Source organism: Aurantimonas sp. E1-2-R+4 (genome assembly GCF_036549515.1).
GTDB lineage: Bacteria > Pseudomonadota > Alphaproteobacteria > Rhizobiales > Rhizobiaceae > Aurantimonas > Aurantimonas coralicida_A.
Genome location: NZ_JAZHLK010000085.1, coordinates 1 through 6,942, shown reverse-complemented (window position 1 = coordinate 6,942; position 6,942 = coordinate 1). Strand labels below are relative to the sequence as shown.

General features: G+C 59.3%; 5 protein-coding genes and 1 pseudogene. 5 read left to right on the top strand and 1 reads right to left on the bottom strand.

What is annotated here, in order from left to right:
* From VQ045_RS20775 to VQ045_RS20755, 5 genes are all read left to right on the top strand, one after another.
* A partial coding sequence (locus VQ045_RS20775; RefSeq protein ID WP_331831475.1) for a hypothetical protein occupies positions 1 to 326 on the top strand: 326 nt, incomplete at its 5' end.
* 647 nt (positions 327 to 973) lie between these two features.
* The gene (locus tag VQ045_RS20770) at positions 974 to 2,314 is read left to right on the top strand and encodes a hypothetical protein (RefSeq protein ID WP_331831474.1); all 1,341 of its coding nucleotides are present in this window, start codon (positions 974 to 976) and stop codon (positions 2,312 to 2,314) included.
* Positions 2,307 to 4,367 carry a sensor histidine kinase gene (locus tag VQ045_RS20765; protein WP_331831473.1) on the top strand — a complete coding sequence of 687 codons (2,061 nt, stop codon included), beginning with the start codon at positions 2,307 to 2,309 and terminating at the stop codon, positions 4,365 to 4,367. The genes VQ045_RS20770 and VQ045_RS20765 overlap by 8 nt, the downstream gene beginning before the upstream one ends.
* Positions 4,368 to 4,371: 4 nt before the next feature.
* Positions 4,372 to 5,043 carry a hypothetical protein gene (locus VQ045_RS20760; RefSeq protein ID WP_331831472.1) on the top strand — a complete coding sequence of 224 codons (672 nt, stop codon included), beginning with the start codon at positions 4,372 to 4,374 and terminating at the stop codon, positions 5,041 to 5,043.
* Positions 5,040 to 6,017: a ComEC/Rec2 family competence protein gene (locus VQ045_RS20755; protein WP_331831471.1), complete on the top strand. Its 978-nt coding sequence runs from the start codon at positions 5,040 to 5,042 to the stop codon at positions 6,015 to 6,017. The genes VQ045_RS20760 and VQ045_RS20755 overlap by 4 nt, the downstream gene beginning before the upstream one ends.
* Positions 6,018 to 6,176: 159 nt before the next feature.
* On the opposite strand, the pseudogene VQ045_RS20750 reads toward VQ045_RS20755, so the two are convergent.
* Positions 6,177 to 6,820, bottom strand: a pseudogene (locus VQ045_RS20750) (IS630 family transposase); the annotation flags it as partial.
* Positions 6,821 to 6,942: the final 122 nt, after the last annotated feature.

Sequence of the window (6,942 nt, the reverse complement as noted above, 5' to 3'; positions counted from 1 at the left end):
TCTTTCTTCATGGCGTTGCTCTCCTCAGTGGAATCGGCACCCCGAGCCTAACGGCTCAAGGCGGGCAACGCCGCCCACTTCAGAGTTTCAACAGAGACCGGGACATTCCCGCGCAGTCTGCCTTCATGATCGAGCCAGAACCGAACGGCCCAAAACGTGTGGCGGCTTCAGCGCTCGCCTGGCACCAACCGTTCGGCCTGCGTTGCAGGCTCTTTGGGCATTGGCTGCCGGATCAAATTGCGAATGTCCCATTGTCGTTCTCCCACGGCCAGATTGGCCGTGAGGAAGTGTGCGTTCGAGGGACCAGCGGTGGCGACAAACGCTGAGAGCTTGGCGCGCAGAGCAGAAGTCATTTCCGGCGTCGCGGTCGGGCCGACATCAGTCAGGCAGCTTTCGGGCGCCCAGCCGCGAAGACGGACACCGGACACCGGAAGGGTGGAACCGCCCCACTTCTCCGAACCCAGGGAAATGATGCCACAATATGAGTTGCAAAAAGAGGCGCCGCGCCTCATCGTAGGTTGGTGAGGGACACGTGATTAGTGTTGAAATGAAAGATTTGCGCCGGCGGGCGAAGCTGCCGCAGGCCCGGTTAGCGGCAGCGATCAGCATGTCGTGCGAAAGCATCGGGCGAAGCCGGGAAACTGTCGAGAAGCGGACCGAGCTGGCAGTTCGCTACATCGCCGAATACGGCATTCCCGCAGACCGGTCGCTTTCGCAGGTTCATTCTGATGTCGCGAACGTGTTTGACGACGCTGCCGTACGCAATAGCCCAACGATCCGACGCACCGACAAGTTGAAGGCCGCGCTTGAGATCTGGACTGCAGCGGGGGGGAAGAGATACTGGTCGGCAGCTAATCTATCGCGCGCAAGGGGCGATCGGTCAGATCACCGTACCAGATGCGCGAGCCCTGACCTTTGCTCGGACGATGAGCGACCTGATTCAAGTCAGGTTCGGGTGGGCGACTCTTAAGGCATGACCGCTATCGCAACGTCGAATTTCTGCCTCGTCGAAGTGGCCGGGACGCCAGGGCCGGCGATCAAATTCGGCGAGTTCATCGCCAGTGCGGTAAAGACTGCCAGCGGCGAGATCGGCGATCGGTCTCCCGTTACGATCTCACACCCACTGCTAAACGGTGTGCCCTATGCAACCTTTCGCCGCGAAATAGACATCGACACGCGACGTGAGCTTGGTGCGTTCTTCTCAAGCGACGACATGTCGAGGAGGTTGGCGATACGGCTGACCGAAATGCTCGATGCGGATTGCCTCGTGCTCGATCCAACTTGCGGAATCGGCGACCTGCTGCTCGCGCGAGCTGCGGTTCTTCCACTCGGAGCGAATTTAGAGGCAACACTAGCGCTCTGGGGTGAACGGCTAGCCGGCTTTGATATTCGCGAGGACCTAGTCGATTTGTGCAAGGTTCGGCTGTGCATGCTGGCGCGGGCGCGTGGTGGGTTCACGGATCAAACCGATCCTCTGGAAGCCTTCCCACAAATCGTCGCACAGGACATGACGGCGCCGGAAAGTCGTAACCTGCTACGGCGTGCCGACGCGATTCTGTTCAACCCGCCGTTCGGCAAGACAACGTGGCCTGAGAGGCTCGATTGGGCATCAGGCGAGATCAACGCCGCCGCGATCTTCCTTGATTATCTCATCGCATCGGTACGACCGGACGTGCCGATTGCCGCCGTACTTCCTGAGGTGCTCCGATGCGGATCGCGCTACAATCGATTCCGCACTCGCCTATCGAAGCTCGGCTACTCGGGATCGTTCGAGGTCCATGGCCGATTCGATTCATGGACCGATGTCGACGTCTTCTCAACCCTGCTCTCTCGCTCGGAAACTCCCAGCCCGCTATGGAAGGTAACCAAGCCACATGTCGGCACGACGGTAGCCGACCTCTACGAAGTCCGAGTTGGCTCTGTCGTGCCCCACCGCGATCCGGTGAGCGGCCCTCCCCGAGCTTATATCTGCGCTAAGACTACGCCAGCCTGGCATGCGGCGTTTATGCCGTCAGTCCGTCTGGCCTATTCCGGCAAGGTCTTTACGCCTCCGTTCGTTGCGATCCGGCGCACTTCGAGCCCCAGCGACAAGTTTCGTGCCGTGGCGACCGTAATCGTCGGTGATGATGCCGTCGCAGTCGAGAATCATCTGCTCGTCGCGATGCCGCGCGAAAATGGCGTGGCTGCGTGCGAAGCGCTTGTCGCCGTGCTTCGGTCCCCGGAGACCAACACTCAGTTGAACGAGCTGATGCGATGTCGGCATCTGACGACAGGTGCGATTAAACGTTTGCGCTGGATAGCATCCGATGAGTGAGCGACTGCGCTTTTCCCCTTCGATCCTCTCACGGCTCGGCGAGGAACTGGTGCCGGATGCGGACCAAGGCGTCATCGAGCTGGTCAAGAACGCCTATGATGCTGATGCCACGCAGTGCCGCGTCGAATTAATTCGGACCGGCGATGCCGGAGGTGACATCAGCGTGGCGGACGACGGAGTCGGGATGACCGAAGCCGACCTAAAGCAAGGCTTCTTGATCGTCGGACGATCGCGCAAGGATGCTGCGTCGCTCACCCGCCACTTTGAACGCGTCCCAGTTGGCGACAAAGGCCTTGGGCGCTTGTCTGCGCTTCGTCTGGGGCATCGTGTTAACGTCATCACCCGGCCGCGCGAGCAGCCCGGGGTTGAACTGCGGCTTGAACTCGATTGGGATGCGTTCGACATTGCGGAGGCGGTCGAGGACGTAGAAATCCCGATCAAGATCGCCGTCTCAGATAAACCTTCCGGTACCGAGATCCGCATCCAGCGCCTGAGATCGGCGTTCGGCTTCGGCATCGCCAATAAGTTGGCGCGGAACCTGTTACTGCTGTCCGATCCATTTCGCGATTCAGATGACAGTGCATCCATTGTTGGCGATCCGGGTTTTACTACCGAACTGTACGCACCCGAGTTCACGGATCTCCAGTCGAAAGTCGAGGCCTCATATTTCAAGGATGCCGATTTTAGGATCGTCGGCGAACTGCACGCAAATGGAGAGGCCATCTTCTCGCTCCTCGATTGGAAAGGCGCCATTCTATACTCGGCGCCCAGTTCGCGAAGGTATGTGGCCCCGCCATTACGTTTCGACCTGTGGCACTTCGTTCTTGAGCCCTCGCGCTTCTCGAACAAAAGCTCGACGCTTCCCGAGGTCCGTGCGTGGCTAAAGCATATCGGCGGCGTACATATTTACCAAGATGGCCTTCGTGTGCCGCCCTATGGCGGCCCGGGGAACGACTGGCTTGATATGAACCTTTTGCGAGTGCGCAGCCCCGAGCTGCGCCCCGGCACCAACAGCGCGATTGGACGCGTCTCAGTCTCCAATGTGTCCGGCGCGCTCGTTCAGAAAACGGATCGCGTCGGATACTTGGAAAACGCTGCTTTCCAGCAATTGCGTCAATTCTGTATCGATGCCCTCGATTGGGCGGCAAAGGTAAGAGTCAGCGAGCGCGAAGTCAAACGCCGCGCGGAACGCGCCGACGTAAGCAAGCGCGCCGAGAAGGCCAACGCATCGCTGGACGCAGTTTTGGCCAAGGCCGTTCCAGTCACCCAGCGTAAGGAAGTCGATGTTGCGATCGCGCGCGTATTCAAGGCGAACGAGCGCGAGACGAAGGTACTACGTGAGGAGTTGCAGCTATACCGATCGCTCGCAACGGCGGGCATGACGTCGGCGGTGTTCGCTCACGAGATCGGGCGGCCGCTGGAATTACTCGACACGAATCTCGCCTCTCTCCTGAAAATGATCCCTAAGGAGCGACGCAATGACGCAGAGCGGCGCGTGGGCCGAATTGAGCGATCGAGTGCTAAGCTGAACTCTTTCGTGTCGATCCCGCTCAAGCTGTTGGCGAAAGGAAAACGGCGTTCTGGGCGCATCGACGTCAACGACTGCGTCAACAATCTTATGGGATTGCTCGAGCCAATTCTCGAACACTTCAACGTTGTGCCCAAGGTCGACCTCGGCGCCGGCAAGGTCGCCGTCAACGGCAGCGAAGCGTTGATCGAGGGCATTCTTCTTAACCTGATCACAAATTCGATCAACGCTTTCCAACGGCGTGGCTCGGACGCCACTGATCGCGTGATGAACGTCACGACCGCTTATGACGGCGACGTCCTGATCATGGTCGAGGACAACGCCGGCGGTATCAAAGATCTAGATGTCTCCGAGATCTTTCTGCCCGGAGTTACCAGCTCAGCTGAGGGAACGGGATTTGGTTTGACGATCGTGCAGGATTCTGTGTCGGATATGGGCGGGAAGATCGACGTCGACCCACTTACGCAATTCGGCGGCGCGCTGTTCACCGTCAAGCTACCACCAATGCGCGTCTTGCTGGGATAATGTGATGCTGGCGCTCAATGACCGTGTAGCCGTAATCGATGACGAGCCGGATGGGCGCGACACGATCATCGATTTGCTGGACGAACAGCATTTCGAGCCGATCGCAATCATGGGACCATTTGGCGGCGACATTGACCGGCTTGTCGCTGAGGTAGACAAGGCCGACCCCGGTTTCGTGATCTGCGATCATCGCCTGACTGCCAAGCAGTACGCGACCTTCACCGGCCTTCAGGTCGTCGAACGACTGATAGAACTCAAGCGACCCGCGATGCTGCTCACGACATTTCAGGAACCCGATCTCATTGAATTACGCGCGGCGCGTCCGCGAGTGCCCGTGATCAAGGGCCGCGACGGGTTCAGTTTTGAGGAGGTCTCACGGTTACGCGAGATCGTCCGACTCGAAATCGCCGATCAGCCGGTTACTAGCCGGAAGCCCCATCGGGTCCTTTTGCGCGTCGAAGGCGTCCGAATGAGCGACATCGAAATCGTTGTGCCGTCTTGGAATCGCGACCACGCATTCGTCCTCCCGAAGCGGCAGATTGCCGATGCGGTTCGCCATGCTGTTAAGAAAGGCGATTATCTCCTGGGTGATGTAAATATTGGTGCCGCGAGCGAGGATGAAATCTACTTCGACAATGTGAATGAGATAGTCGAAGATATTCGAGAACTGTCTTGAGCGATGTGCTGATCCTAGATGTTGCGCACGGCAACTGCGCGATCGTGCAGAATGCCGGAGTGGTCGCTGTCATCGACGCGCCGGTCGGTTCAGCAATTCTCGACACCCTCGACCAGCTCGGTGTGGCGCACATCGAACATGCGCTGATCTCTCACTCGGACGCCGATCACCTCTCCGGCATTCTCGCTTTGTTGACAAGCAGTCAGGTGAGCGTAGGCAATTTGTATCTGAATCCTGATGCCGCCAAGGACTCGGTTGCGTATCGCGACCTGCTCGCGGCGGTGCGCGTCGCCAGCCGCGACAAAGCAATGCAGACTATTCCAAGTCTCAACGTTAGCGTCCCGGGTACCCTGACGGTCGGCGACATCTCCATGACAGTAGTTTCGCCTTCCGAAGCGCTTGCGTTGTCTGGCGTTGGCGGCCGTTCTCCGGACGGCAAGCCGAATAGCGCGAACACTCTGTCGGCGGTGATTAAGGTGGAGCGAACTCCGGATGTCGGCGTGCTGCTCTCTGGCGACCTCGATGCGACTGGTCTCGAGGATGTCGTCGCCTCGGGCGCGAAGCTTACCGCATCGGCTCTGGTCTATCCGCATCATGGTGGGCTGCCGGGCTCAGGAAAGCCGGCCGAGTTCGTGCAAGGGCTGTTGAGGCTGGTGAACCCGGCGCAGGTCTATGTGTCGAACGGACGGAACAAGCACGCTAATCCGCGGGCTGAGGTCGTTGAGGAAATCCTCGACCACGGATGCGGTCTCGCTTGCACCCAACTCGCAAAGGCATGCGGAGATCCGGTCACAGCAACGCATCTCGAGAAATGGCCAGCCGCGGGGCGCGACGCGCAACACAGCTGCGCTGGAACAATCTCGCTGACGCTTGGGGAGTCCGGTGCAGTGCGCGATCGCGCAATCGAAACCGCCTTCCGCGAGTTTGTGGAAAATCATGTTCCGGGAGCAATGTGTGCACGCACAAAGCATTAAACCTAACAAGCTTGTCACGACGAGTCGGCTCGCACCACCCTCGGCTAAACTGCCTGCTCAAGCCGCCGTGGCGTGAAAGGACCACCTACTGTAGCAGATTCACAATCTGCCCGGCCACGCCAAGTTGCGGAGACATCGAGCCACTAGAGCGTTTTCACCTTAATCGGGGTCATATCCGGCATGGGCGAAGAGGTTTCGGAATTCGTCCGGCTTGAAGATGTCGAGCGCCAGCGCCACGGCATCAAACAAGCCAGGGATCGTGCGGGCTGCCAGCTTTCTGAGGAACGCCTTGATCTTGGCGAATGCCATCTCGATCGGGTTGAAATCCGGCGAATAGGGCGGAAGGTATCGAAGCTCCGCTCCGGCTGCCTCGATGGCCTCTCTGACACCGGCGACCTTATGCGCGGGAAGGTTATCCATCACCACGATGTCGCCGGGCGAAAGTGTCGGCGCCAGCACCTTCCGAACGTAGACAAGGAAAGCCTCGCCATCCATCGCGCCGTCGAGAAGCCACGGCGCGACGATGCCGTCGATCCGCAAACCAGCGGTGAAGGTGGTAGACTTCCAATGGCCGTGTGGAACGGCGGCCCGGCAGCGTTCCCCACGCTTGGAGCGGCCACGAAGCCGTGCCATCTTCGTGTTCAGGCCGCTTTCGTCGATGAAGACCAGCTTCCTCGGATCGAGATCGAGCTGCGCCTCGAACCAGGCTCGGCGCGCAGCCAGGACGTCGTCGCGCTGCTGCTCCGCGGCGTGCGCAGTCTTTTTTTCCACGTGATGCCGCGCTTCTTGAAAAACCTGGAGATCAGCGACTGATACCAACGGGCGCTGATCAAGACCCATGCGCCCAATCTCGCATTCCGATGGACGTGATTTTCCAGGGCTGATCGACGAGCTTGTTCCAAGCTGCGCAGCAGTGGGCGACGAT

What these genes read in the sequence shown, in the direction of transcription:
- VQ045_RS20770 (WP_331831474.1), top strand. Translation starts at nt 974, where the DNA reads ATGACCGCTATCGCAACGTCGAATTTCTGCCTCGTCGAAGTGGCCGGG.
- VQ045_RS20765 (WP_331831473.1), top strand. Translation starts at nt 2,307, where the DNA reads ATGAGTGAGCGACTGCGCTTTTCCCCTTCGATCCTCTCACGGCTCGGC.
- VQ045_RS20760 (WP_331831472.1), top strand. Translation starts at nt 4,372, where the DNA reads ATGCTGGCGCTCAATGACCGTGTAGCCGTAATCGATGACGAGCCGGAT.